Annotated in this window: 25 protein-coding genes, 1 pseudogene and 1 riboswitch; of the genes and pseudogenes, 13 read left to right on the top strand and 13 right to left on the bottom strand. The window is 60.3% G+C overall.

Annotated elements, in window-relative coordinates; genetic code table 11:
* Positions 1-219: 219 nt before the first annotated feature.
* The 5 genes from SYN60AY4M2_RS03670 to SYN60AY4M2_RS03650 all read right to left on the bottom strand — a co-directional run bounded on the left by SYN60AY4M2_RS03670 (position 220) and on the right by SYN60AY4M2_RS03650 (position 4785).
* Positions 220-1578 (bottom strand): gluconeogenesis factor YvcK family protein, encoded by a 1359-nt coding sequence (locus tag SYN60AY4M2_RS03670; RefSeq protein ID WP_011429795.1) that lies wholly within the window; start codon positions 1576-1578, stop codon positions 220-222.
* Positions 1571-2578 carry an RNase adapter RapZ gene (gene rapZ / locus SYN60AY4M2_RS03665; protein ID WP_099812306.1) on the bottom strand — a complete coding sequence of 336 codons (1008 nt, stop codon included), beginning with the start codon at positions 2576-2578 and terminating at the stop codon, positions 1571-1573. The genes SYN60AY4M2_RS03670 and rapZ overlap by 8 nt, the downstream gene beginning before the upstream one ends.
* Positions 2579-2627: 49 nt before the next feature.
* Positions 2628-3323 carry an endonuclease III gene (nth, locus tag SYN60AY4M2_RS03660; protein ID WP_099812305.1) on the bottom strand — a complete coding sequence of 232 codons (696 nt, stop codon included), beginning with the start codon at positions 3321-3323 and terminating at the stop codon, positions 2628-2630.
* A gap of 6 nt (positions 3324-3329) precedes the next feature.
* Positions 3330-4430 carry an RIP metalloprotease RseP gene (rseP, locus tag SYN60AY4M2_RS03655; RefSeq protein ID WP_011429798.1) on the bottom strand — a complete coding sequence of 367 codons (1101 nt, stop codon included), beginning with the start codon at positions 4428-4430 and terminating at the stop codon, positions 3330-3332.
* A gap of 112 nt (positions 4431-4542) precedes the next feature.
* Complete coding sequence (locus SYN60AY4M2_RS03650) at positions 4543-4785, bottom strand: NifU family protein (protein ID WP_011429799.1); 243 nt, start codon at positions 4783-4785, stop codon at positions 4543-4545.
* Between the two features lie 233 nt (positions 4786-5018).
* Between SYN60AY4M2_RS03650 and SYN60AY4M2_RS03645 the strand changes: the two genes are divergently transcribed.
* From SYN60AY4M2_RS03645 to sppA, 5 genes are all read left to right on the top strand, one after another.
* Positions 5019-6113, top strand: coding sequence for a PIN/TRAM domain-containing protein (locus SYN60AY4M2_RS03645; protein ID WP_011429800.1), 1095 nt, complete (start codon positions 5019-5021; stop codon positions 6111-6113).
* A 53-nt stretch (positions 6114-6166) separates the two neighbouring features.
* Positions 6167-7888 carry an ATP-binding protein gene (locus SYN60AY4M2_RS03640; RefSeq protein ID WP_011429801.1) on the top strand — a complete coding sequence of 574 codons (1722 nt, stop codon included), beginning with the start codon at positions 6167-6169 and terminating at the stop codon, positions 7886-7888.
* Between the two features lie 7 nt (positions 7889-7895).
* Positions 7896-8735, top strand: a complete 840-nt coding sequence (gene rsmA, locus SYN60AY4M2_RS03635) for a 16S rRNA (adenine(1518)-N(6)/adenine(1519)-N(6))-dimethyltransferase RsmA (protein WP_011429802.1) — start codon at positions 7896-7898, stop codon at positions 8733-8735.
* Positions 8736-8783: 48 nt separating this feature from the next.
* The gene (fabG, locus tag SYN60AY4M2_RS03630; RefSeq protein WP_011429803.1) at positions 8784-9488 is read left to right on the top strand and encodes a 3-oxoacyl-ACP reductase FabG; all 705 of its coding nucleotides are present in this window, start codon (positions 8784-8786) and stop codon (positions 9486-9488) included.
* A 74-nt stretch (positions 9489-9562) separates the two neighbouring features.
* Entirely contained in the window at positions 9563-10369 is an 807-nt protein-coding gene (gene sppA / locus SYN60AY4M2_RS03625; protein WP_099812304.1) for a signal peptide peptidase SppA, read from the top strand.
* Between the two features lie 147 nt (positions 10370-10516).
* Here sppA and raf1 read toward each other — a convergent pair whose 3' ends face one another.
* Together raf1 and SYN60AY4M2_RS03615 are read right to left on the bottom strand one after the other, a co-directional pair.
* On the bottom strand, positions 10517-11614 hold the full coding sequence (gene raf1 / locus SYN60AY4M2_RS03620) for a RuBisCO accumulation factor 1 (protein ID WP_041438181.1): 1098 nt from the start codon (positions 11612-11614) through the stop codon (positions 10517-10519).
* A gap of 781 nt (positions 11615-12395) precedes the next feature.
* Positions 12396-12836 carry a DUF4278 domain-containing protein gene (locus tag SYN60AY4M2_RS03615; RefSeq protein ID WP_011429807.1) on the bottom strand — a complete coding sequence of 147 codons (441 nt, stop codon included), beginning with the start codon at positions 12834-12836 and terminating at the stop codon, positions 12396-12398.
* 89 nt (positions 12837-12925) lie between these two features.
* Positions 12926-13017: riboswitch (Glutamine riboswitch) on the bottom strand.
* A 255-nt stretch (positions 13018-13272) separates the two neighbouring features.
* Between SYN60AY4M2_RS03615 and SYN60AY4M2_RS03610 the strand changes: the two genes are divergently transcribed.
* Positions 13273-15171 carry a cation:proton antiporter gene (locus SYN60AY4M2_RS03610; RefSeq protein ID WP_099812303.1) on the top strand — a complete coding sequence of 633 codons (1899 nt, stop codon included), beginning with the start codon at positions 13273-13275 and terminating at the stop codon, positions 15169-15171.
* Positions 15172-15198: 27 nt separating this feature from the next.
* Here the strand turns inward: SYN60AY4M2_RS03610 and SYN60AY4M2_RS03605 are convergent, their stop codons facing one another.
* The gene (locus SYN60AY4M2_RS03605) at positions 15199-16563 is read right to left on the bottom strand and encodes a CRTAC1 family protein (protein ID WP_011429809.1); all 1365 of its coding nucleotides are present in this window, start codon (positions 16561-16563) and stop codon (positions 15199-15201) included.
* A gap of 88 nt (positions 16564-16651) precedes the next feature.
* Between SYN60AY4M2_RS03605 and rpsT the strand changes: the two genes are divergently transcribed.
* Positions 16652-16954, top strand: a complete 303-nt coding sequence (gene rpsT / locus SYN60AY4M2_RS03600) for a 30S ribosomal protein S20 (protein ID WP_099812302.1) — start codon at positions 16652-16654, stop codon at positions 16952-16954.
* Positions 16955-17226: 272 nt separating this feature from the next.
* Here the strand turns inward: rpsT and SYN60AY4M2_RS03595 are convergent.
* A pseudogene (locus tag SYN60AY4M2_RS03595) lies at positions 17227-17443 on the bottom strand (RNA-guided endonuclease TnpB family protein); the annotation flags it as partial.
* 95 nt (positions 17444-17538) lie between these two features.
* On the opposite strand from SYN60AY4M2_RS03595, the gene SYN60AY4M2_RS03590 reads away from it, so the two are divergent.
* Complete coding sequence (locus SYN60AY4M2_RS03590) at positions 17539-17736, top strand: hypothetical protein (RefSeq protein ID WP_143597040.1); 198 nt, start codon at positions 17539-17541, stop codon at positions 17734-17736.
* 294 nt (positions 17737-18030) lie between these two features.
* Positions 18031-18294: a sulfiredoxin gene (locus SYN60AY4M2_RS03585; protein ID WP_011429811.1), complete on the top strand. Its 264-nt coding sequence runs from the start codon at positions 18031-18033 to the stop codon at positions 18292-18294.
* Between the two features lie 21 nt (positions 18295-18315).
* Here the strand turns inward: SYN60AY4M2_RS03585 and SYN60AY4M2_RS03580 are convergent, their stop codons facing one another.
* From SYN60AY4M2_RS03580 to SYN60AY4M2_RS03565, 4 genes are all read right to left on the bottom strand, one after another.
* Entirely contained in the window at positions 18316-18987 is a 672-nt protein-coding gene (locus SYN60AY4M2_RS03580) for a response regulator transcription factor (protein WP_011429812.1), read from the bottom strand.
* A gap of 183 nt (positions 18988-19170) precedes the next feature.
* Positions 19171-19959, bottom strand: a complete 789-nt coding sequence (locus SYN60AY4M2_RS03575) for an ABC-2 family transporter protein (protein ID WP_011429813.1) — start codon at positions 19957-19959, stop codon at positions 19171-19173.
* Entirely contained in the window at positions 19956-20714 is a 759-nt protein-coding gene (gene cobA, locus SYN60AY4M2_RS03570) for a uroporphyrinogen-III C-methyltransferase (RefSeq protein ID WP_099812301.1), read from the bottom strand. Before cobA ends, SYN60AY4M2_RS03575 begins: the two co-directional genes overlap by 4 nt.
* A 67-nt stretch (positions 20715-20781) precedes the next feature.
* Positions 20782-21537, bottom strand: coding sequence for a sirohydrochlorin chelatase (locus SYN60AY4M2_RS03565; protein ID WP_041438185.1), 756 nt, complete (start codon positions 21535-21537; stop codon positions 20782-20784).
* A gap of 142 nt (positions 21538-21679) precedes the next feature.
* On the opposite strand from SYN60AY4M2_RS03565, the gene SYN60AY4M2_RS03560 reads away from it, so the two are divergent.
* From SYN60AY4M2_RS03560 to SYN60AY4M2_RS03545, 4 genes are all read left to right on the top strand, one after another.
* Positions 21680-22633, top strand: coding sequence for an asparaginase (locus SYN60AY4M2_RS03560; protein WP_011429816.1), 954 nt, complete (start codon positions 21680-21682; stop codon positions 22631-22633).
* A gap of 228 nt (positions 22634-22861) precedes the next feature.
* Positions 22862-23473, top strand: a complete 612-nt coding sequence (locus tag SYN60AY4M2_RS03555; protein ID WP_143597334.1) for a hypothetical protein — start codon at positions 22862-22864, stop codon at positions 23471-23473.
* Positions 23470-24420 (top strand): hypothetical protein, encoded by a 951-nt coding sequence (locus tag SYN60AY4M2_RS03550; protein WP_099812299.1) that lies wholly within the window; start codon positions 23470-23472, stop codon positions 24418-24420. The genes SYN60AY4M2_RS03555 and SYN60AY4M2_RS03550 overlap by 4 nt, the downstream gene beginning before the upstream one ends.
* Positions 24393-25649 (top strand): BREX system ATP-binding domain-containing protein, encoded by a 1257-nt coding sequence (locus tag SYN60AY4M2_RS03545; RefSeq protein WP_168173311.1) that lies wholly within the window; start codon positions 24393-24395, stop codon positions 25647-25649. The genes SYN60AY4M2_RS03550 and SYN60AY4M2_RS03545 overlap by 28 nt, the downstream gene beginning before the upstream one ends.
* The last annotated feature ends 246 nt before the right edge of the window (positions 25650-25895 follow it).

The raw sequence follows: 25895 nt of genomic DNA, 5'->3' as shown, positions 1-25895 counted from the left end.
CAAAGCTAACAGCTTGCCGGGATTTTCCGGGAACGCTGCGCCGTCCCTTGGGATCCCTCAACTCGATCCTGGCCTACTTTCCAAAAGACTTCCAGCTTTAATCAGGCTTTTTCCCCTACCCCTTCCCGCAAGGGGATGGAAACTCCTCTTGTGCACGACTTAGCCGCAAGGATCTACCGGCTACAGCTAGCCCTTAGCAAGGTGGGGCCGTGGGGTGGTTTAGCGGTGTCTGTCAAACCAGCGCATCAGCATCGCCGCTAGGCGCTCAGGGTTGTGACGCACCAAGCCGGTCTCAGGATCCTCTTGCATGACGTTGGCCAGAACTGCCCGGCAACCTAGGTAGGCCAGCTTATCCGGATCCAGCACCACAAACTCAGAGCCATTGCGGCGGTAATGCTCCAAGGCGCGGAGAGAAGGGGGCTCCCGCTGTACCAGGACACCATCGAACAAGCGCACGCCCGCCACCCGATCCAGGGCCATGACGTGATCCCCAACGGTGTAGCCGTCGGTTTCCCCTGGCTCGGTCATAATGTTGCACACGTAGATGTGGGGCGCCATGTTCTTGGCCAGAGCTTCCACAATCTCCGGGATCAACAGGTTAGGGATGATGCTGGTGTAGAGGCTACCCGGCCCCAGCACCACAAACTCTGCCGCCTCGATGGCCTCGATCGCCTCGGGCAAGGCAGGAGGGTTGGGCGGGTCGCAGCCAATGCGGCAAATGCGCCCCCTGGCTTTAGCGATGTTGGACTCGCCCACCACGCGGCGGCCATCGCTCAACTCCGCCCAGAGGGTGACGTCCGCCAGGGTGGCCGGCAGCACCCGTCCCTGAATGGCCAAGACCTGCGAGGTGGCGGTGATGGCCCGAATCAGGTCGCCCCCGGTTACGGCGGTGAGGGCGGTGATGAACAGGTTGCCGAAGCTGTGCCCGCTCAGACCTTCCCCAGCCTGGAAGCGGTATTGAAACAGCTCCGTGAGCAGCTTTTCTTCGTTGGCCAAGGCGGTGAGACAGTTGCGGATATCTCCAGGGGGCAACACGCCGATCTCCCGCCGCAAGCGCCCTGAGGAGCCGCCGTCATCGGCCACGGTGACAATGGCGGTGATGTTGGAGCTGTAGTGCTTCAACCCCCGCAGCAGGTTGGAAAGGCCGGTGCCGCCCCCCAGCACCACGATGCGAGGGCCACGACTCAGACGTCGCCGCGACAGGAGCTTATCCACCAGCGCCTCGTCTCCTTCTGGGATCAGCACATCTTCGATGGAGCGCATGGCGCTGCGAAAGCCCAGCACCACCATCACCAAGCCGATCCCGGTCACCAAGGGGCCGCTGATGTTGTTGGGGATCCAGGTGGTGATCAGGCGCAGGGTGATGTCGATTAATCGCTTGAGGCGAAAGATGGGGGTCAGCTCTGTCCAGATGGCGATGCCCAGCACCATCAGCAGCACGCCCCCCACGGCTAGGGTGAGCCAGCGCTTGACCGCCAGACCAGGGAAGAGCCATTTCCAGCCATTTCCCGGCCAAGTGGCCTGGCGACGGCGAGGCCCCCACACAGTGGACTTGTTGCTGGGCGCGGGCTTAGTCATGGGGAGGTGCAGGAACGCCGGCCAAAGGGATCCTAACCTGTTGCTGTTCTACGCCAGCGGCAGGGGGTGGCGGGCCAAAGCGGGCCTCCAGCTCCCGCTGCGAATCCAGCAAATGGCGGTGCTGCACCTGGATGTTCAGGGCAGTCAGGGCAGGGTTGTCGGTGGGGACAGCCCAGGGCCGCAGATCTTCAGCCAGGCGCTCCACCAGAGCCACAGAGCGGTGTTGCCCGCCGGTGCAGCCGATGGCCACGGTCAGGTGAGGCCGTCGTTCTGCTCGGTAGTGGGGCCAGAACGCCTGCACCAGAGAAAAGATCTGCCGGTAGGTGGATTGGGTAACTGGATCCGCAAAGAGGAACTCCTGCAGAGGCGGATCCTGGCCGGTCAAGTGGCGCAGATGGGGCTGAAAGAAGGGATTGGGCAAAAAGCGCACGTCGAACAGCAAGTTGGCATCGGGGGGGGCACCGTACTTGAAGCCGAAGCTGACCAGCCTCAGGTTGAGCGGCTGTGGGATCCCGTGGACCAGGGCTTGTAATTGCTGCCGCAGTTGCTGGCTGTTCAGCTCAGACGTATCCAGGAGGTGGGTGCAGCGCTCCCGCACGGGGGCCAGATCGCGCACTTCCTGCTCAATGGCCTCCAACAGGCCAAGGCCAGGGCGGTAAGGGTGGGGGCGGCGGTGGGCGCTGAGACGGTTGAGCAATACCAGGGGACGAGCCTCCAGAAAGAGGAAAGGGATCCCTTGCGCTTGCCGCCAGCGGTCAAAGGCAAGGAACTGCTCCCGATATTCCGGGGTGTGGAGGTTTAGGCTCACCGCTAGAGCAGGGTGGCGAGGCCGGATTGCCTCGATTAAATAAACGGCCTGGTCAGGCGGGATCCCTTCCAAGCCGGTGTAGCCCAGTTGTTCCAATTGCTGGATGGCCAGGGTTTTCCCGGATCCCGTCAGCCCGGCAATAACGAGAACAGGCGAGGTCGCGGCGGTCGGTCTAGTCGCTTGATCGTCCATGCAGCCTATTCTAGGGCGAGGGGGAGCCGAAAAACCGGATGCCAGGCGCTCAAGTCTGGGAGGCTGTTGCGGCTTCTCTGTCCGTTTTCTCCGCCGGCCCCGGGAGGGGGGCGCTGGGGCAGAGATCGGCCAGAAAACACTGTTCGCAAAGGGGCTTGCGGGCGGTGCAAATGGCCCGCCCATGCTCGATCAGGCGAATGGACCAATTTTCCCAGTCGGCTTGCGGCAACAACTGCATCAGATCCCGCTCGATGCGCACGGGATCCTCGTGCTCGGTGAGGCCGAGGCGACGGCTGAGGCGCTTGACGTGGGTATCGACAGTCACGCCAGCGTTGATGCCAAAGGCATGGGCCAGGACCACATTGGCCGTCTTGCGGGCCACCCCCGGCAGAGTGAGCAGCTCCGGCATGGTGCGGGGCACCTGGCCGCCGAAGTCCGTCACGATCTTGCGGCAGGCCTCTTGGATGTGTTTAGCCTTGTTGCGGTAGAAGCCGGTGGGACGGATCAGGGCCTCGATCTCCTCCCGCGGCGCCGCCGCCAGCGCCTGGGCATCGGGAAAGCGGCAAAACAGCTCCGGCGTAACTTGGTTGACTCGCTCGTCGGTGCACTGTGCAGACAAAATGGTGGCCACCAGCAGTTGCAGCGGCGTTTCGTAGTGGAGGGCACAGGTAGAGTTGGGGTAATGGCGCTTCAGCCGGATCAGGATCTCCAAAGCCCGCTGGCGCAAAGCCCGCTTGCCGCTCATCTGCAACTAGCCCGACCCGGTGACGATGGCAAGGGTGTCCTTGAAGATCAGCACTACCCCCAGCCCCAGCAGCAGCACCAAGCCCGTCTGCATCACCCGTTCCTCCAGTTCTTTGGGCAGCCGCTTGCCGCGGATCGCTTCCAAGATCAAAAAGGCGATGTGTCCCCCATCCAAGGCGGGCAGGGGCAACAGGTTGAGAATAGCCAGGTTGATGCTGATCAAGGCGGTGAAATTAAACAAGCTGGCAGCATCGTCCCGCGCCAGATCCGCGCCGAGCTTGACAATCCCCACCGGCCCGGATACCTGGGTGGCGGTGTTTTGGAAGTTCTGCAGGAGCTGCTGCAGGCCACTGAGGTTCATCATCACCAAGCGCTGGTAGGCGTTCCCGGCTTCGGCAAAGATCTCTGCCGGGCTCTGAGCCGGGCGCAGTGTCACCTCTTGGTTGGGGGCCAGGTTGACCCCAATGGCCACCACCTCTCCCCGCATCTCGGGAGTCACCGTGATCTCCAGAATGGGATCCCCCTCCCCTCGCTGCACCTGCAGGGGGACGGGCCGGTTTTGGCTGCGGCGGATCAACGCCTGAAAATCATTGAGAGCTGCCAAGGCCGAGGCCTCGTCGGCAACCGTGCTGTAATCGTGGTCGGCTGCCCGCAACACCACATCTTCCGCCTGCAAGCCGGCCCGCTCCGCCGGGCTATCCGGCATCACCTGGGCGATGAGAATGCCGGGATGGATGCGCGTCACCGATGGGATCCCCAGCGTGGCAAACATCAGCACCAGCACCAGATAGGCGAAGGCCAGGTTGGCCATCACCCCCGCGCTCATCACCACCAGGCGATCCGCGACAGGGCGATTCTTCAGCAGATCCGGGTCGTCGGGCGGGTAGGGAGAGCGCTCGTCATCGTCGGGAAAGCCCACGTAGCCCCCCAACGGCAGGGCGCGAATGGCGTACTCCGTCTCCTTGCCCTGGTAGCGCCACAGCACCGGGCCAAATCCCAGCGAAAAGCGGTTGACGTGGATCCCTTGGAGTTTGGCTGCGGCGAAGTGTCCCGCCTCATGCACCAGGATCAGCAGGGCGAGAATGGCGATGGAGAGGAGAACAGGCATGGGCTGGCTTGAAGGAGAGAAGGAAAAAAAGAGCAAGAGGCAGAGAGCCACAGCGACGGCTGCACCTGCCGCCTTAAGGAACCAAGATAACAGACCAGAAGCGGCAGAGCCCTCAGAACACTTGTTCTACTTCCAGGATGTCGGGAATGCTCTCCCGCAACTTGCGCTCGATGCCCATTTTTAAGGTCAGGGTGGAGCTGGGGCAGGCGCCACAGGCCCCCTGTAGGCGCAGCTTCACCACCGGGCCGTCGATTTCCACCAGCTCTACGTTGCCGCCATCGGCTTGCAGGTAGGGGCGCAGCTCGTTGAGGACTTTTTCCACATTTTCGGCCGTTAGTTCCAGTGCTTGTGCCATAGTTGCTTCCAGCTCTGCTGAGACCTTGCCTGGGATGTCGAGATGTTGATTGTAGCGATTTCTCGCCAGACCCCTCAAGCCAGGGAGGGATCGCCCTTCTTCAGCATAGTCTCCTTCTTTCGGGGTGGGGGATGAGATCCCTCTCTTCAGCCAGAAGACTAGAATAGGACTCAGATTTGCCTGTTGCGAGCAGCAGACCCAAGCCTATTCTGAGCAGGGGCGCTTTCTTCGCCATGTTAGATGTCTTACTGATTGTGATCTTCATGTTGGCCGGGGCGGGTCTTGGATTCTACGGCCTGGATCTGCTCCCTCCTGCCGCCATTCAGGGGGCCAATGTGGAGGGGGCGCGCGTGGTTACCAGCGGCTTTGGTGTCCTAGCGGGTTTGGCTTTTGGATCCTTGGTGCGCTGGGGCTACCGCCGCTTCGAGGCCAATGTACGCTCGCTGCCGCCGGATGTGTTGATCAGCCGCTCGGTGGGGTTGGTGATCGGCCTGGTGATTGCCAACTTGGCCATGGCTCCTGTCTATTTGTTGCCCCTGCCTCAGCAGCTCAATAGCTTTATCGAGCCGCTGGCCTCCGTCTTTTTTAGCTTGTCCTTTGCCTACTTGGGGGTGAGTTTGGCCGATACCCATGGCCCTGCGCTCTTGCGCCTGTTCAACCCCAACTACGCCCTGCAGGCGGCCGCAGAGGGCAGTGTGGTGGCGGCCAGCCCCAAGGTTTTGGACACCAGCTCCATCATCGACGGGCGCGTGGCCCAGTTGATCGAGACAGGCTTTTTGGAGGGAACGCTGGTGATCCCTCGCTTTGTTATCGCGGAGCTGCAAACCATCGCCGACAAAGCCGATCCGCAAAAACGGGAGCGAGGCCGCAGAGGGTTGGATACGCTGCAAGCCCTGCGCCAGGCCTATCCCGACCGCTTTGTGATTCACGAAGCCAACTACCCGGATCTGGCCACCGTGGACGAGAAGCTGGTGCGCCTGGCCCAGAATGTGGGGGGAACGCTGGTGACCACCGATTACAACCTGAAGAAGGTGGCCACACTGCAGGGGATCAAGGTGCTCAACGTGAACGAGCTGGCCGAAGCCTTGCGGCCCATCTACATTGCCGGCGACAGCTTCGATATCAAGATCACCCGCGAAGGGAAGGAGCCGGGCCAGGGGGTTGGCTATCTGGAGGATGGCACGATGGTGGTGGTGGAAGAGGGACAGCGCTCTCTGGGCAAGACTCGCTCGGTTGTGGTGACCAGCGCCATTCAAACCTCGGCGGGCCGGATGCTCTTCGCCCGCCTCAACAAGGACTCCAGCCCAGCTTCCTCTGCGAAAACCTGAGGCTTCAGGCCGAAGAGCTTTGTTTTCCCGACGCAATGATGGCCTCTCCCCCAATGGGCGTCCTCCAACCGGATCTGATTTTCTACACCCAGGATCGCCAGCAGCGTTTCTGGAGTTTTTATTGGGAGGGTGCTGAGAACTACGCCATCTACCCGCAGCAGATCCTGAGCGGACAGCAAAGCTGGGAGGTGGCCAATGCGGAGGAGTACGAAGCCAAGCTCAGGCAGGTGTTTGCGAGCGGGGATCCCTTGCAGCATCAGTGTCAGGTGATTTCTCCCCGCTACAAGTTGCACTTGCATCTTTGCCTCAACCCGGTGCGGGACATGGAGGGGGAGGTGGTGGCCGTGTCGGTAGTGGGCAAGGTGTTGGGGGCGACGCCTTTCAACTTGGCCGGCGGAGCCGGCAGCCCCCCTGCCCAGCGCCATCCCCTCCTGACCGAGCCGGTGCCGGGGATCACGGCGCAGTTGCTGCGCAACATCGGCCACTCCCTCGGCATCCGCGAGCTGTGCCAGCAGACGGTGGAGCAGTTGGGCCAGTTGTTCGGGGCGGATCGCTGCCTGCTGGCCCTCTACGAAATGGGGCAGGACTCCCTCACAGTCAATGCTGAGTACCGCCGCAACCCGGGGGATCCCTCGCTGTTGAACCAGACCTTGCGTCTGGCGGATCACCCGCCTCTGCTGCAAGCCCTTCGTCAAGAAGAGCCGGTGGTGATGGGACGCCATCTGGCCATCGCCATGTCTTACCGGGGCTATGCCAACAGCCTGCTCTGGCTGGAAGTGTTGCCCCCCAACGAAGCCCCCCTCTGGCAGGCCGGCCACCTTCAGGTGCTGCAGAGCATCGCCACCTACCTGGGCACCGCCATTGCCCACGCCATTTTGCTGGATCAAAGTCGCCAACTGGCCACTCGCCTGCAGTTGGCCAACCAGACACTGCGCCAGAAAAACAAAGAGCTGGAGCAGGCCCGCGCCCAAGCAGAATCGGCCAACCAACTGAAAAGTCAATTCTTGGCGAATACTTCCCATGAGCTGCGCACCCCTCTCAACGGGATCATCGGCTTTATTAGGCTGGTGCTGGACGGGATGGCCGAAAGCCGAGAAGAGGAGCTGGACTTTTTGCAGGAGGCCTACCGCTCGGCCCTGCACCTGTTGGCCTTGATCAACGACGTGCTGGACATCGCCAAGATCGAGGCGGGCAAAATGCAGTTGCAGTTTGAGCCCTGCGACCTGCGCGCCTTGTTCAAGGATGTGGAGGCCAAAACCGGCCTGCAGGCCAAACAGAAGGGATTGCAACTTAGCTTCCACCTGCCCCCCACGCCGGATCGGATTTGGCTGTACGGAGATTACCAACGCCTGCTGCAGGTGATGCTCAATCTGGTGGGCAATGCCATCAAGTTCACCCCCAAAGGCTCGGTGACGGTACGAGCCGACCTCCTTCCCGGCGACCCGGGGATGGCCCGCATCCGCGTCATCGATACCGGGATCGGCGTGTCGCTGGAAAAGCAGCAGAAGCTGTTTCAGGCCTTCACCCAGGTGGATGGCTCCACCACCCGCCAGTACGGCGGCACCGGCTTGGGCCTAGCCATCAGCCAACGGCTGGTGGAGGCAATGGGGGGAGAGATCAACTTCTATAGCCTGGGCGAAGGGCTGGGATCCACCGTCACTTTTACCGTGCCCCTCTACCGCCAGCCGCTCCCAGGGGGGGAGGCGAGCCCAGCTCAAGAAGGCCCCCCAGAGGCTACGAATCCCAACCTAATGCCCTATCCGGCCCAGTGCTGATCCACCGATGCCCTATCCCCGCAAACGGTTTGGCCAGCATTGGCTTAAGGATCCCGCGGTTCATGAGGCGATTGTGCGGGCCGCCCAGTTGCCGCCTCCTCAGAGGGATCCTGCGTGGGTTCTGGAGATCGGCCCCGGCACCGGGCAGTTGACGCAGCGGTTGCTGGCCCAGGGCGTACATGTGGTGGCGGTAGAGATCGATCGGGATCTGTGTCGGCTGCTGCAAAAGCGCTTCGCCGACCAACCCCGCTTTCACTTGGTGGAAGGAGATTTTCTTCGCCTGCCGCTGCCGCCTCAGCCCCGCCTGCTGGTGGCCAATATCCCCTATAACCTCACTGGCCCAATTTTGGAGAAAGTGTTGGGATCCCCGGCCCAGCCGGTGAGGCAGTTTGAGCGCATCGTCTTGATGGTGCAAAAAGAGCTGGCCGAGCGCCTGCAGGCCGGCCCTGGCAGCAAAGCCTACGGCGCTCTGAGTGTACGGGTGCGCTACTTGGCCGAGTGCGAGCTCATCTGCCGCGTGCCCCCCAGCGCCTTCCGGCCTCCTCCCCAAGTGGAATCGGCAGTGGTTCGCCTCACTCCCCGCCCCGCCCCCACCCCCGCCCGCGATCCCCGCTGGTTCTCCCAACTGGTTTGCCAGGGCTTCTCCGCCCGCCGCAAGCAACTTGTCAATGCTCTGGGAGGCCTCGTGGATCGCCAGACCGTGGCCGCCGCTCTGGCTCAGCTCCGCCTCAGCCCCACGGCCCGTGCCGAAGAGCTGGATCTGCCCGATTGGCTGGCCCTGAGCGATCTGCTGCTGGAGCAGACACCTAGGATGGCTGCCGTTTCCGGCGAGGGAAAACCGCGGTAGGGTGAGAGGAAGTCCTCAAGGGTTTTTCACCAGACCCCAAAACAACCTATGCTCAACAACCAAGGCAGACAGATCCTTGTAACTGGCGGTACCGGTGGGCTCGGGTTGGGAGTAACCCCCGTGCTCCTGGACACAGGGGCAGAGTTGACCTTGACCTACCGCCAAGAGGAGGAGTTGGCTGTTTTGCGGCAGCGCCTGCCGGCCAATAGCCTGGATCAGGTGCGCTTTGTGCAGGTGGATTTGCTGAACGAAGCCGCTGTGGCACGGCTCATCGACGATCTGCCCCGCGTCGATGGTTTGGTGCACCTGGTGGGCGGCTTTGCCATGGGCCCCACTCACGAGTACAGCCTAGAAGATTGGCGGCGCGATTTTGACCTCAACCTCACCACCACCTTCCTGGCCTGTAAGCACAGCCTGCGCAAGATGTGGCAACAGGGTTATGGACGGATCGTGACGGTGGCCTCCCGAGGGGCGGTAGAGCCGGGATCCCAACTGGCCGCCTACTGTGCTTCCAAAGCGGGGGTGGTGGCCCTGACCCGCACCATTGCCGCCGAAACCAAAGGCACCGACATCACCGCCAACGTCATCCTGCCCAGCATCATCGACACGCCGGCCAACCGGGCTGCCATGGGCTCCGAGCAGGCGGAGCTGTGGGTAAAGCCCGAGTCGATCGGGCAGGTGATCGCCTTTTTGGTCTCGGAAGCGGCGCGGGATCTGAGAGGGGCGGCGATCCCGGTGTACGGCAATGTCTGAGCTGCTTGGTTGACCGCGCCCCCAGACGGCCTTCATGATACGAGGGTAGAGGCTTATTTTCGTGCCGTTTTCCTATGCTGAAGCGATGGTTCTTGGGGGGCTGGCGTCAGCAAATTGGCCGCATTGAGGTAACAGGGGTGATCGATGGCAGAACCCGAGAGCGGGTTCTCAAAGCCTTGCAAGAGGTGGAAGAAAGACAGATCCCTGCCCTGGTGTTGCGCATCGACAGCCCCGGTGGGACAGTGGCAGACTCCCAGGAAATCTACAATGCCCTCTCGCGTCTGCGGGAACGCAAGGGCACGCGCATTGTGGCCAGCTTTGGCAACATCGCTGCCTCTGGAGGGGTTTACATTGCCATGGGAGCCGAGAAAATTGTCAGCAACCCCGGCACCATCACCGGCAGCATCGGCGTCATTATCCGCGGCAACAATCTCGAACGGCTGCTGGACAAGATAGGGATTTCCTTTAAGGTCATCAAGTCCGGCCCCTACAAGGATATCCTTTCCTTTGACCGCGAGCTGACCCCAGAAGAGCGCAACATCCTCCAAGAGTTGATCGACATCACCTACGGCCAATTTGTGCAAACCGTTGCTGCCGCTCGCCGGCTAAGCGTGAATGTGGTCAAAACCTTTGCCGATGGCCGCATTTTCAGCGGCGAACAAGCTCTGCACCTGGGCGTGGTGGATCGCCTGGGCACAGAAGAGGATGCCCGCCTCTGGGCCGCGGAGCTGTCAGGGTTGCCGCCCGATGCGAAGTTCTGCGATCTGCTCCCACGGCGCAGGGGTTGGGCCCGCTTGCTACCGGCGGCAGAGGCATTGGCGCGTCTGCAATTTGAGGTAAGCACCTCAGGCCTGCCCCTGTGGCTCTACACCGGTTCTTGAGAGACGGCCTCCACAACTGTGAGGATTGGTTCTCCCGCCCCCAACCCTTATGCCGGCATAAGAGAGCAGTTGGGAAGCAAAGCCAGAAGCCGCTTTGCCACCTGCTCCTGGCCGGGGGCTTGCGGCGGTGCGTCTGGCTGGCCGGAGTTACTCCTCTATTTGCCAGGGATCCTGCGCCAACTCCTCGTCGAAGATGCGGGGGGGACGCACCGCCATCAGCACTTGGCCCAGCAGGGGAGAGGGGGGCGAATCCTCTATCCACTCCACCGCCACAGCTCCCCCTCGATCCACCAGGAAAACCCCTGCCCTCCCTTCCCAGGTGCGAACGGCGCGATCCGCCACCAGCAAAATCGGATCCTGTTCTTCTTCAGGGGCCACCGGCCAGCCCAACAGGGATCCCAGCAAACCATTGTCCACCTGCAGGGCGACTGGGTCGGCGGCCCTTTGAATGGCCGGCCAAGCGGGCAAGGCCATCCACGTCTGCCCAGCCACGCTGGTGACCCAACCAAAAAGGCCTTGAGGCTCAACGGCAGGGATCTGCTCCCAGGTGGCGGTAGAAAGAGGCAGGGATCCGGCCACCGGCAGCAGACGGGGCAGATCCTCTTCCGGGCGAAACACCGAAAGCCTGGGCAACGGCTTGCGCTGGGGTTGGGAGCCGGGAGCCAACGTCGACAAGAGCCGCTCAACCTGTTGGCGGGCTGTTTCGCTGTGGGCATACTGAAAGGCGCGGCCAATGGCCCGGGTTCGCTCCTGGAGATCGCGGGTTTCCTGGGCAGTTTTCCAGGCTTGGTAAGCCACCGCATCGCCGGGGTGATCCGTGAACCCTTCCGGGAGCTGCCGCAGTTGGGCATAGTTTTTCACAGCCCGGGCGATCTCGTGGGCCTCATCGGCACCCAGGTTGCGGCTGACAACCAGCTCCGCCACCCGGACGCGATCCTGAGGCGAGAGGATGCGCAACTCGTAGAGAATATCGCTGCCTTTGTGGGCAAAGTGCTCCAAAACGGCTGAGCTGGCTCCTGCTTTCGCCATTCCTTCGTAAACCTGGGCGGCGACAACGATCTGGTTTTGGTGGGCGGGCTCAAACCCGGTCGCCTCGAAGATGGCCTGGGGAGTCATTTTCTGTCGTTGCAAGCTTTGGCAGGCCTTTGCCCAATCCAGCCACCCCCCCTCTTTGCGCTGCAGCCGGCCCATCAACAGGCTGGGATCCTCCTCCGGGGCAGTGGGTTCCGGCAAATGCTGACTCATGGCCAGGCTTCCTCCGCAACGACAATAGCCCAAAATGAACGCATACAGAACCAACCCATCCAATACAGTAAACTACCCCATGGCTATAGCTTGCTTCCGCGAAGCGGTAGCCGGGGGCTTTGGGAAATCCTGTAGCCGGCAAGCCAGCCGCGGATCCCTGGGCTGGTTGATAAGGGCAGCCTCAAATAACATAGGCCTACGGCCCACTAACGCGGGGGGCAGCGTTGGAGCTCGCATCCCCTTCCCGCCCACGTGCAAGAGTGACCCCGCAACCGCTGGCCAACCTGCAAACACAAAAGGATAGCTCGGTAGCCTCGTACTTTAGGGCGGGGCGGAAAAGCCCGTAGGCAACTTGAGTTGCTCATAATGGTATCGTTGTTACCGAGGCGTGCCGTTCCCAGGCAAGCACCTCATCACGATGAAAAACTCGACCGGTGGCCAGCGTCTGGGAGATGCCAACGTCTCAGCCAACCTGCAAGGACTCTGCCCCCTGACGCGATCAGAAAAGTCAGCAGAACCTTGGGGCCTTGCCTCAAGGAACTGTCTAGCTAGAGGCGCTTTGGCAGCGCCTTTACGAGCCCGTTTGTGAACTACGTTAAGCATCCCCCGCCTTCCGGCGGAGGGAGTGTCAATTGCTCTCGGCGCTCTCTCGGCACTCGCCCTCCGTCACCTGAATTCGATGAAGTAGCCGCGCCTTTTCCCCTCCCCTGACCCCCCATCCAGATCCAAAGGGATCCCTCTCCCGCCATACCAGAAGATGAACTGGGGTGGGCAAAGCAAACTAGCTCATGCTGACCCGGCTGCGGTCATAGGTGAGACGGAAGGTGGGATGCACCTTTCCTTGGATGCGGTTCCAGAAGTTGCGCACATTGGCCTGCAGGCCAACCCGCTCCGTGCCACGCACCAACATGGCTTGCTGACGAACCCGAATCGCCCGTTGGTGGCCCATCATCAGGCGGCGAGCCAGCTCATCCAGAACGTGAGAACGGCCAGGAGCAGGTGCCTCGGCTGTCTGAACGGTTTGAGCCGGCGCTGCAGCAGCTTCGGAACGATAGGCCGCGCCCCGATAGAGCAGGTCAAGCTTGGTGGGCAAAACCACCGGCTTGCTCAGGTGGCGAAATCGCCAGTCCAGCCCCCGATAGCGACCCCCCACTTTGCCCGGAGAAACAGTCACCGTCGCCGGCGAGTGGGTGTAACCAACGCCACGGTAAGAGAGTTCCATGATCTTCGCCTCCAAACGTATATGGTCTGTATCCACTTCACTTCCTGAGGAGTGACCCGAGATGTCCCGTGGACAGTCCCAAGGGTTAAGGCGCGTTCCTTCGGGATAGCTCCCTACTTCCGTCCTCCGGCTGCCGTCTTGCTCCACGATAAGCCAAACAGCAGGCGAGAGGATGAACGATTTCTTTCTACATTTTGTATTATAAGCTACGGTTTTGAGGTATTGCCACCAACTTTTAACGAAAATTTCCACTGATCCTCCCTTTGGCTGGCCAAGAACCCAGCCTGAATGAGGCGGGATCCCCTGCGGGAGCCGGTTTGCAGCGCTTTGGGTTGGGCCCAGCCTTCCACTCTGTCCGCAGGGCCGAAGAAAGCATTATCGTGGAAGAATCCTCAGGATTGGCTACAAAAGTTCATACTCCTGGTGGGGTGTCTCTGTGCAGGAAGACTTTCGCCTGATTCTGGACATCGTGACAGTGTTGGCGGCAGCGGCGGCGGGTGGTTTTCTAGCAGCGCTGCTGAGGCAGCCGGTGTTGCTTGGGTACCTGCTGGCAGGGATCCTGGTGGGACCAACGGGGCTGGGGTGGATCAAGGAGTTGGTGCAGGTGGAAACCCTGGCCCAGTTTGGGGTGACCTTTTTGCTGTTCAGCCTGGGAGTGGAGTTTTCCCTCAAAGAGTTGCGCCAGGTGCGGGGGATCGCCATTGGCGGCGGCGCTTTGCAGATCGGCCTGACCATCGCGATCACGGCGGCGCTGGCAGTGGCCAGCGGCTGGCTGACGCCGGTGCAGGGGATCTTCCTGGGGGCAGTGCTCTCTTTGTCTTCCACAGCGGTGGTGCTCAAAAGCCTCACCGAGACCAACCAGATGGGCACGCCCCAGGCTCACGCCATGCTGGGGATCTTGATTGTGCAGGATCTGGCGGTGGGGCTGATGCTAGCGGTGTTGCCGGCTTTGGATTGTCCTTTGCCGGAGCTGGCGGGATCCCTGGCCAAGGCGCTGGCGGAGATTGGCCTGGTGGGGCTGGGGGCGGTGGTGGGCGGGATGTGGCTGGTGCCCGCTTTCCTGCGCCTTTTGGCGCAGCAGGAGAGCAAGGAGGTGTTTTTGTTGGGGGTGATCAGCCTCTGCGTGGGGATTGCCCTGTTGACAGAGCGGCTGGGCATTTCCAGCGAGATCGGGGCCTTCCTGGCCGGGCTGATGATCTCAGAAGTGGAATACGCCGACCAGACCCTGGCCTATGTGGAGCCGCTGCGGGATGTGTTTGCCGCCCTCTTTTTTGCCGCCATCGGCATGCTCATCGATCCCAGCTTTATCGCTGCCCACCTGCCCTTAATCTTAGGGTTAGTGGGGCTGGTGATGGTGGGCAAGTTTTGCCTGGTGGCCCCTTTGGCCGGTCTGTTCGGCTACCCGCTCCCCTCAGCGGTGTTGGTGGGGCTGGGCCTCTCGCAGATCGGCGAGTTCTCCTTTGTCCTGGCCAGCGAAGGGCAAGCGCTGGGGCTGGTGTCGCGGCAACTGTATTTGCTCGTCGTCAGCACCACCGCCGTTACCCTGCTGGTCACTCCCCTTCTGCTCAGGGGCGCGCCGCGGCTGCTGGCAAAATTACAAGGGATCCCTTTCTTTGCCCGTTGGCTGGAAGCGAGCGAGCGGCCCCGCGCCCTGTCCCCCGACGCTCCCCAACAGGATCACGTGGTGGTGTGCGGCTATGGACAGGTGGGGCAGGACATCGTGCGCATCCTGGAAGCCCGTCGCCATCCCGTCTTGGTGATCGACCAGTCGGAACGGGTCATCCAACACCTGCGCTCCCGTGGGATCCCCTATCTCTACGGCAATGCCGCCAGCGCCCCGGTGCTGGAGAAAGCTGGCCTGCCCCGCGCCCGCGCCCTGGTGATCGCCCTGCCGGATCGCCTGAGCATGCGCCTTTGCCTGAAACGGGCGCTGGAACTGGCGCCCCACCTGGATGTGGTGGTGCGGGCCACCCATGAAGAGGACATCGAACAGCTCTATCAGTTGGGGGCCAGGGAAGTCGTCCACCCGGAATTTGAGGCCAGCCTGGGCTTGTGCAGCCATGTGCTGCTGAAGCTGGACGAGCCCCTGGAGGTCATCCAGCAGGAGATTCTGGCCATCCGCAGCAGCCACTACCGCGATTTGCGCCCTCCTTACCCCAGTTGTCTGATCCCCACCCCCGTGAGTTGGCCGGCGCAGCCCCCATCCCCGCCGCTCCTCGGCCATGCCAACGGCAGCCGCGACAGCGGCCCACCCGAGCCTGCGACCGCCTGGTGGGAGCACTGGCAGCGCCCTGTACAGCCGGAATGGGCAGGGATCTCGGGCTCGGCTGAGTAGATAGAGACAAAACCCCTCTCAGGGGAGCTAACCAGGATAGGGGATCCGCAGGAGCTGGTTGACCGGTGGGTGAGCCACCTGCACCTGTTTGCCGTCCGGCCACTGGATCTGGATGGCTTCTACTGCCGACTCGGATCCCAGGCCAAAATGGGCCACCGGCTCCATCTGGCAGAGGTAGCCGCTGCCGGCGTCGATGGGTCGGATCTGCGTGCGGGTAGAGGTAACCAGGCGTACCAAGGCGCCGCGGGCTGGGGATCCCTGGCGGGTGAGGGGCAGAACTCTCAGCCAGTTGTTGCCAGGGGCCAGCGGACGGTAGAAGCTCAGGGGCTGGGCGCCCGATTCTCCGTGGGCAACGAGCAGCTCTAGGCAACCGTCCCCATCCACATCCGCCACCGCCGCTCCCGTCCCCAGTCCCTGCGGCTCGACAGCATCTCCCATGTCGATAGCCTGCCAGCAGCCGGAGCGCCAGCCAAACAGCCGGTTGGGCTCGCCGATGTTGTTAAAAAACAGCTCTGGGTAACCGTCGTTGTCGAAGTCGGCAGCGATCACCGTGCGGATGCGGGAGGGCCTGGCCAGCTCGGGAGGGGCCACATTTTTGAAGACGCCGCTGGAAGTTTGGATCCAGAGGCGATGCGGCCCTTCCCAGTTGCCGTACACCAGATCCAACCGCCCGTCCCCATCCAGATCCACCGCTGCCACCCCCCGTCCGTGCTCGCCGGGATCCGCCAACCCCACCTCGGCGGCAATTTCCTCAAAGGTGCCATCCCCGCGGTTGCGAAACAAAAAGTTGGGCCCCTGCTCGTTGACGGCAAAAATGTCCATCCGCTGGGAAACCAGGGGCACGGCCACCAGCCCCCGCCCTCCCGTTACCCGGTTTACCCCCGCCTCTGGCGCCACATCGGCGATCATCTGGCCGGCGGACAGCTCGTAAAGGCGCATGGGGCCGCCATAGTTGGCCACGAAAAACCCGTACCGCCCCTGGCCAAAGCGATCCACGCAGGCCACCGAGCGACCTGCCGTCAAGTTGAGGGCATCTTGGTTGTGGGGCAGAGAGAACAGATCCACCCAACGGGATCCCTGCCAGTCGAAGAGGCGATCCCCAAAGCGCTTGCGCCCGCCGAAGGTATCAGTATTCAAGACGTAGAGTTCTTCTTGCCCGTCGCCGTCGAAGTCGCCGGCAGCCACCCCAATGGCCATCCGCCCTGCATCGGCCAGAGTATCGTCCACCAAATCCACCAGCGCCTGGCCGTTCCACTTCAAAACCCGATTCGGGCCGCGGAAGCCGCACACAAACAGCTCAAAAGCCCCGTCCCGATCCACATCGCAAATGGCAACTCCATAGGAAAAAGCAGGCGGGTTGAACTGGATGAGGGAGCTGCAATCTTGGAACATGGGGATCCCGTCGTAGGAGAGGCAGGAACTGGTGGGGCTCCAGACTCTAATGGTATGCTAGATCCTCGCTGTCGCTTCCCTTTCAACCATGCCACGCATCAAATCTGCCATCAAGCGCGTCAAGATTGCGGAGCGAAATCGCCTGCGCAACAAAGCTACCAAAGCCATGGTGCGCGCGCTGATGAAAAAAGTCATTTCTCTCTCCTCTGCTTACGCCGCCAACCCCCAACCGGAAACCCTGCAGGAGATTCAAGCGGCGATGAGCGCTGCCTTTAGCCGCATCGACAAAGCGGCCAAAACAGGGGTTCTCCACAAAAACACAGCCGCCCGTCGGAAGGCGCGTTTGTCTCGGATCGTGCAACGATCCCTGGCCGCCACAAGTGCCTCCTAAGACAGGGTCTTGGACGGGCAGGGCCCAAAGGTCTCTACTGCTGCCCCGGAAGCAAGCTTGAGCATTTGCTTACCGAGCTTTTGTTTGACACTCCCACCCAGGGGATTCTTACGCAGCCCAAAATGAACTCGTAAAGGCGCTGTCAAGACGCCCCCAGACAGTCTTTTGAGGCATAACCTCAAAGTTCTGCTTGCTTCGGATCTGTCTGGTTGCGCCGCTGTTGGTTGACACGCTTCTGGATCCCCCGCCCCCACACCCCCCGTATACGGGGGGATGGACCTACATACCTGCACAGCCAAGTTGCTGGACAGCCCAAACCGTGCATGGATTTCGCGGTCGCTCAGAGACTGAAGCTGAAGAGCGTTGGTTATCTTCTCTGGCGTGTTTTGGTTGACAGGCCTGGGCAAAGGCATCCAAAGTTGCATCCAGCTTTGTGGCTTGCGAGGCAGATACCTTGAGCTTGCAGAAGACAGTCAGGACTTGGGTCATGCAGGTTATATTAGGCGCTATCCCTCCCCACCGTATAGACGATGGGGAATCCCGCGCGTTTTCTTGAAATAGAACTGACCGCGCGGCCACTGTCGGTGGCGGAAGCAATGCGGGAAATCCGGGATCCTGTATCGGCCATGGCCCAGAAGCTGCCGATGCTTTTGGCCGTAGAGGTGCCCAGGGGAGATTCTACTGTCTCAGAGTCGGGGGATTTCTCCTGGGAAGCGATCAACACCGCCGCTTCCCCACCCTGCCGGGCTACCGCTGGAGTGGAAGGTTCCAGCGTGGGCTGAGAGGCTTCTGCTGGGCACGTGAAAGATGACTGCGGCGGCCTCTTGCCAGGGGAGGTTTGTGGGGCCTTGCCTGTCCTGACGGCAGGGGGTACGGGAGGAGCCTTGCCGGCGATCTTTCCCCATAAAGCCTGGAGGAGTTGCCACATGGCTAAGTTGGCTCCTGAGCGAAAGGGCAGCGAGGGATGGTGCTATCCTGCCATGCTCTGACCTGAGAATCCACCCCCTCTGCAAGCCTTGCTAGAGCAAAGTCATAACGAGTATGATTAAGGAGCTTACCTAGGGAGAGAATTCACCATGGCGCAAATTCGCGAGATTCCCTTGGCCCAAATTCGTCGCCCCTTGCCGCGGCAGACGGATCCGGAGAAGGTGCGGGCACTGATGGCTTCCATCGAAGCAATCGGGCTGCAGGAGCCGATCGAGGTTTTGGAAGTGGAGGGAGAGTACTACGGGTTCTCGGGCTGCCACCGCTACGAGGCATTTGTCCGCTTGGGTAGGGAGCGGATTCCTTGCCGGGTGCGCAAGGCAACGCCTGCCGTCTTAAGACTCCACCTAGCCTAGAAGGGATCCCTCTCTCCCAACCTATTTTTTGTCGCTCGACTCTTCCCGGGGGATGTAGCCCCGTTCGTAGGCAAAGCGCACCAGTTGGGAGCGATTTTCCAGAGAGAGCTTGCTGAGAATGTTGGTCAAGTGGGTCTGCACGGTACGCGGACTGATGAACAGCTTCTCGCCAATTTGCTTGTTGGTGAGGCCGCGGATCACTTCCCGGAACACCCGCTCTTCGGCAGGGGTGAGGGGGAGATCTGCCAAGGTGGGACGGGGGGCAGCTTCAGCTTTGGCCTGGGTCTGCTGCTGGATTAGGCGCAGAATCTCCAACTGGGTGCGGCGGGCTCGTTCGATTTGCGCCTCGATCTTGGCCACCAGCTCCAGCGGCTCGAAGGGCTTGATGATGTAGTCGTCGGCTCCCCACTCGTAGCCCTGAACGCGGTCATCCAGCTCGCTGCGAGAGGAGAGGAAGATGAAAGGAACGAGTTCGCCGCCCCGCTGTTGGCGCAGTTGGCGGCAAAACTCGAAGCCATCCATTTCCGGCATCACCACATCCGATACCACCACATCCGGCTGCTCTTGGGCAAACAGGCGCAACCCTTCTACACCCGAAGCGCCTGTACAAACCCGATAGCCGTGCTGGGTGAGGTGGCGGCTCAGCACCTTTAAGGAGAGGGGATCGTCATCTACGACCAATACGCGCTTCATGATGACCGGGGAGAGGCTGTTGAGGAATGGTTGAGGCGTAACAGAGGGATGACTTGAGGGCAGTGTTCAACCCTTGCCGCAAGATTGAAGTTTAGACAGGGATACTGGCAGTCAACTATAGATAGATCCTTGCCCCATGATAGTTTCGGAAGCGGTCTGGCTGCCGGCTCAGGCGGACTGGGCCTAAGCTCCCATCCCGGAGTAGTGTTGCAAACCCTTGCGCCACAGCCAGCGGTTGACCAGCCAAAACAGAACCAGCCAGGCCAGGCCCATGGCAAAACCGCGCGGGATATCTTGCGGGATCCCCACCCAGAGGCTGGCGGGAAAATGCACCAAGTAGGGAAAGGGCGTCCAGGCCAAGGCCTGACGCACCGCCGGCGGAAACACCTCCAGAGGGGCGATCACCCCTGAGAGAAATAGGTACACCAAAAAGTGGAATTGCTCCAAGGCCGATATTCGCTCCACCCAAAAGGCCAGCAGCGCCAGGGTGTACTGCATGAGAAAGCGCAGGGCAAACGCCAACAAAATGGCCAGGGATCCCAGCGCCACTTGTTGCCAAGACGGGATCCAAAAAGCGCGGGGGTAGAGCAGGAAAAAGAGGGCAATCAAAGCCACGGTAAAGGGGAGGCGGGCCAGGCGTTCCATCAGGTGGCTGGCCACATGGTGCCAAGCGGGATCCAGAGGCTGCAACAGAAGGGGCGAGAGTCTTCCCTCCACCACCTCCCGCTCAAAGTCCCAGATTACCCAGATGATGCTGAACTGGCGCACCAGGAACACGGCCAGGAAATAGCGGATGAACTCTAGGGAAGACAGCGAGAAATCTCCTGAACGGGCCGCCTCGCTCCAGAGCCCCATCATGATCAAGGGCAGGGATCCGGCCAAGGCCCACAGGAGCAGCTCCGCCCGGTACTCCAGCATGTAGGCGTAGTAGGCGGCAAAGAGCGCGCTCAGCTTGCGAAAAAAGGCGTTCATTGAGGTTCTGAAGGGGCAAGGGGGTACAAGGTGGGCAACAGGCTGGCCAAATTGACCACCGCCCCCACCACGACAATGGCGGGCGGCGCCGCAGGCGAGGGCTGACCGGCCAGAGACTCCAAACGGAGCAGATGAATCTCTTGCTCCGGGGTGGTGCCCCAGCGGATCAAGGCGACTGGGGTAGCGGGATCTTTTCCTCCCGCTAACAATTCGGCAGCGATGTAGCCGAGGTTGTGCATGCCCATGTAGATCACCAAGGTTTCTACGGCCTCGGCTAGGGCACGCCAATTGACCTGGGGGCGGTATTTGCCTGCCGCCTCGTGGCCAGTAACAAAAGCAACCGAGGAGCTGAGGTCGCGATGGGTGAGGGGGATCCCGGCATAGGCGCTGGCGGCCATGCCCGCTGTAATTCCCGGCACCACCTCCACCGGGATCCCGGCCTGCACCAGGGCCAGCATCTCCTCTCCCCCCCGCCCAAACATGAAGGGATCCCCGCCCTTGAGGCGCACCACCACGGCTGCCGTCTGGGCTTTCTCGATCAGCAAGGCGGTGATCTGTTCCTGAGGAAGGGTGTGGGCGCCGCAGTGTTTGCCGGCGTAGATCCGCTCTGCTGTGGGCGGGATCAAATCCAAAATGGGGGAGCCCACCAGGGCATCGTAGATGACCACGTCCGCATGGGCGAGCAGGGCCTTGCCCTTCACCGTCAGCAGTCCCGGATCCCCAGGTCCTGCCCCCACCAGATACACTTTGCCCATCTCGAGTCCCAATGGTTTTCCGGAGATATCTATTCTGCTGGAACAGGACAGTTTTGACCAACCAACTCTACTTCCAGGTCAGACAGGCCGTCTGCAGGGTCTCCTGAATGGCCTGCACCAGTTGGGGATCCCGCCAGAGGGGCGGCTCCACCGTGATCTGCAACAAGGGCCATTCTCGCTGCAGCCGCTGAGCCTGTTCCTGTAAAGCGCGCAGCAGACCGCCCGGAAAGAGAAAAAACGGCAGCACCCGCAGGCGATACTGGCCGAGGCGCAGGCAATGGATTACGGCCGCTTCCAGTGTGGGGGGCTGGGCGGCAAAAGCCACATGCAAGCGGATTCCGGGCAAGCGCTGTTCCAGAGCTTGGATCCCGGCCTGGAGCTGGGCGGCAAATCCCGGCAGGCGGCTGCCATGGCCAAACAGGATCCAGCCGTGGGTCAGTTCCCCCAACCGCTGCGCCGCTGCCACCCGCGCTGCCACCAGATCAAGCAGGGCTGGATGCTGGCCAATCGGCGGTGTCAACAGCAGCTTCAGGTGCGGCCAGCGAGCTTGAACCTGCTCCAGGGCAGCCGGCAAGTCCTCCTCCACATGGGATCCCCCGCCCATAAACAGCGACAGCAGCACCACCGGCCCCTCCAGGCGGGCTGTCAGGTGTCTGTGAATCTGCTCCGCCAGGCTCAGAGGCTGACCTTCCAACTGGGCCAGCTCCACCGGTTGAGGAGCCAGCCGCTGCCGCACCCGGGCCAGCAAATCCGCCGCCGCTTGCTGGTATTCGGGATCCCGGCTGCCGTGACAAACCAAAAACACCAGCGGGGCTGAGGACATGGCAGCAGTCAGGGATCCAGACGCAACTGTTCTATTTTGCTACTTGGAAAGGTTCCGGCAACGTCTCGCGCCGCATCTGCGCGTATGATTTGATAAAGTACACACCTCCTTTTCAGACTCGTCGGCCCTTTCCCAGGATTTCATGTCATTTGAGAATCGTTCTACCACCCCCGAACTGTTGATCCATGTCTTGCGGGAGGGGTTGACCGAATCCATCCATCATTGCCAAGCGGTCGTGGCCGATAGCCGCGGGCGATCCCTGGCCATGGCCGGCAAGAGCACCACCCCTGTTTTTGCCCGTTCTGCGCTCAAACCCTTCCAAGCGCTGGCCATGCTCTCCACCGGCATCCGCGAGCGCTATCGCCTCAGCGAGAAAGACATCGCCATTATGTGCGCCTCCCATCAGGGCACCACGGCCCATGCGCGGCAGGTGTTCAGCATGCTCTGGCGGGCCGATCTGTCTCCCGATTTGCTGGTCTGCCCCACCCCACCCGGCAAGCCCAGCCCCCTCTGCCACAACTGCTCCGGCAAACATGCCGGCATGCTCCTGGCCAGCCGCGCTCAGAACTGGACTCTGCAGGACTACGCCCAGCGGCAACACCCCGTCCAGGCCCTGGTGCGGGCCAAGTTGGCCGACTTGTTGCAAATGCCCTCAGAAGAGTTTTTGTTTGCTCGTGACGACTGTGGCGTGCCCACCTACCAGCTACAACTCAACCACCTGGCTTCCCTATATGCCCAACTGACCGCCGGCGAGCGGCCGGACTTGGAGGCCATCGCCCGCGCCATGACCCACCACCCCGAAATGGTGGCTGGTGAGGGATGTTTCGACACCGAATTGATGCGGGCCACCCAGGGAGAGTTGGTCAGCAAGTCCGGCGCCGAAGGGATCCAGTGCATCGGGCGCGTCGGAGAGGGGATGGGCCTGGCCATCAAGGTACAAGACGGGGCCGCGCGGGCCAAATATGCCCTGGCCCTGCACCTGCTGCAGCGCATGGGCTGGATCCAACCGGCTGCCGCCGAGATGCTGGGGGAACGCTTCCTCGCCGTCGGCCCCTACACCCGCCTGGAGGTGGAAGGGGAGCTGCGCATGCCTTGAGCAACCCAACGGGGGCTGAGTCTTGCATCTCATTCCCTGGCAGTGTTACTTTGTCGAAAAACTGGAAGAGCAATGATTGAGGAGGCTTTCAAAGCTCTCGACGGCGAGCTGGCCAGCTTGGTTGAGCTAACTAAGAAAGTGACGAAAGCGGTAGGCAGCGCTCAAGCTGCTAGCAGAAGGGGAGATCTCCAAGCAGTAAACCGCCAGGTGGAAAGCTGCGGCTCTGCCTTGAACACAGCTCTCTCCCAAGCGGAGCTGGTGAGGCGAGCTCTTGAACAAGCCCAGCAAGTTTTGTCCACCCCCTCCCTCGAAGACCTGGCCCGCGAAGTGGGGGAACGGGTAGGCCAGCCCTGGCTTCCTACCGAGAATCCCAACATTTTTGTGGCCTTTCCTGTCTCAGTGCACTTTGCCAGAGAGCGGATACGTATTGACCGCAAGATTTTCCGATCCCAGCGGCCCAGTGCTATTGCTGAAGCAATCAAGCGAGCAAGAGGCGGCAAGAGCAAAGAGACTGATCCCCAGGCTGTCCTTCAGCTCATTTGGAAGGCGGCAAGAATTGCGGCAGGCTACCTGAGAAAGTGTGTGGAGCAGCTACCTAACTCCATAAGCGTAGCTGCGCGAGATGTCTTTGAGGTTCTCCACCTCAATAACTCAGACTACACAGAAGTAGAATTTACCCGACATCTTTACCTTCTAGATCGAAGCCCAATCAACAATGTGGATGGCTATCGCTTGATCTTCTCTGCATCTACAGGCACTCGCTCAGGTCGCTGCTATCGCATTCGCGATGAACGCGGTGAGGAACATATTTACTATCTTTTGGAGTTTGAGCGTCTATGAGTGGGGAAACCCATAGTTGTCTACAGCTTGATTTATGGCTGCGTTGTCTTGAGAAAGACTACCTGAGATCCTTCATACCTGAGGGCGGTGCAACCGTCAAGCTAGCTGTCGTCCCAAGAGATTCCTACTCCCGCCTCTACAAATCTCTTCGGGAAAAGCTATCCCCTCCTTCTTTTCAGCTTTTTGATCTAACCGAAGAGTGCATCAATCTACATTCAATTGAGAATTTTTGGTTTGCCCTTGCTCAGAGGGTAGACTGGGAATCTTTTGCCAGAGAACTGCGCTATAGCATTCTCAAAAAAGTTGGATATCCCCTCAGCTCAGAACCTCAGGACTGTACTTTAGAGGAACTGGCAGAGTTTTACCAAGTCGAGGCCCGCGAGATTAACATACAGTTCCAGCGAGAAATCAAGAGGCTGATTTTTCAGGACTACTCTCTGGCTCTCGACTTTCGCAAGGCTATTTCCCGTCTTATCTACGAGCCTCTCCAAAGTCCAGGCACTCTAGAAGGTTTGTGCCTTGCGGTTCAGGAGTGGCTCAAAGGCACGCTGAAATCTATTAGTCAAGTGCGTGGAGCAGCTATTTTTCGAAGGATTGATAGGACAAACTCCAGAGAGATCCTACTTTCTTTTCTGAGACTTTTTACACGCCAGTTCGGTTCTACGGCAATCCTTGTCAGTCTGTTTCATTACTACGAGCGAAGAGAAAGTGGACGTCCAATCTTTACCCGTAGGCAAATCATCGATCTCTATGAAACCTTGCGAGAGTTTATCGATGCAGAGAGTAAGCTTGAGAAAACAGCCATAATCTTCATGGCCCCTCCAGAGTTCATTGAATCAGAACTTTTGTCCTACCATAAGTACCGAGCCTTGCAAACTCGAATCCAGAACGAGGTATATTCCTCCAAGTATCCCAATCCTTGTACAACTATGGTTCAACTTCAATGAGCGCATCACTTGTAGCCCGACGAGCGATTGAAGCGCTGCGAAACGGTGTTCCCAATCCATTTGCAGTTGCAGAACTTGGCTCCTGGCAACAAGAGGTCGAAGAGAAGTTTTGGGAATTATGCAACGCCCCCAGCTTAGAGCCTGGGGGGATGCTCGTGAAGGGGGACTTCGGAACTGGTAAGTCTCATCTTCTACTAACTCTGCAGGAAAAAGCAAAGAAGCAGGGTTTTGCCACCTCGCTGGTTGTCATCTCTAAAGAGCTGCCTCTTGGCAATCCTAGTCGCCTAATTCCCCGCATTCTTGCCGAAATCGAACTCCCTGACATGGCTGAGCGCGGGCTTCAAGGCATTGCAGCTCGTCTGCAGTACAAACAGCCTTCTTTCCAGGAGTTCCAGCTTTCGGTTAACCAATGGCGATTTGGAGAGGGCTGGTGGCCGGCTACTCTAGCTTTACACCAAAGGCTAGAGGGTGACGACGAGAAGTTAGACGCTATTGTCCGCTTTTGGGCTGGTGAACCTACCTTGAGGCTGTCAGAGGTGCGGCAGAGACTTCGGGATCACGGCCTGGCAGGGGCTTACTCCGTCAGCAAGCTACCTCCTGCGGAAAGTCTGCACTGGCAGCGCCTGGCTTTCTCTGCTCAGCTATGTCGGGCCATAGGGCTCAGGGGCTTGGTGGTTTTGGTGGATGAGATCGAGCTGATTGCACAGTACAGCATCCTGCAGCGGGTCAAGTCCTACCGCGTTCTTGGCCACTTGTTTGGCAAGGAAACTTTACCTGAAGAACTAAAAGCAGCTCCGCTAATTCTAGCGGGAGCAGTAACCCGCGACTTTGAGCAGTCTATCTTGCAGGAAAAAGGGGATCGGGAGAAGGCACCTGAGATGGCGCGCCAGAAGCATATTTCTGAAGAAGCTGTAAAAGCGGGCATGGAGGCCATTCAGCAAGCTATCCCCCTCCGTTCCTGTTCGGAAGCTCAGGAGGCCATTCAAGCGATGTTGCACAAGGTGGCGGATCTCTACCAGAAGGCCTACCCTGATTGGGTACGGCCATCACTGTCTGAGCTCCCTCCTCTTTACGGCACAACTACCGTGCGGTCAATTATTCGCCGTTGGATTACTGAGTGGGATGTGCGCCGGTACTACAACCCCACTGGTACAGTTCAGATTGAGGAAGACAAAGCGACTGGACACACCCCTACGGAAGAGATCCAAGAACTGGAAGAGGAAGCTTAAGCAAGCCTAGGTGCTCCTCAAAGTTTTCTGAGTTTAGCTTAATCGGCGGGAAGCCCCGCACTGTATGGGTGAATTGTGTTGACTCAAGAGCCAATCAGTGTCGGGATGAAAGCCGTTCGTGCTTCAGTTGAAGAGATTGAGTTAAATCTCTGGAGAGCATGACTCTAGTCAATGATATGCTGGACTATACTGAAAATAATGCCCAGTATGTTCAGTATGGCTGCTTGGTATGGCTAGGTATGTAAA

The organism is Synechococcus sp. 60AY4M2 (genome assembly GCF_002760375.1).
Classification (GTDB): domain Bacteria; phylum Cyanobacteriota; class Cyanobacteriia; order Thermostichales; family Thermostichaceae; genus Thermostichus.
This window is presented reverse-complemented; position numbering and strand designations above follow the sequence as displayed.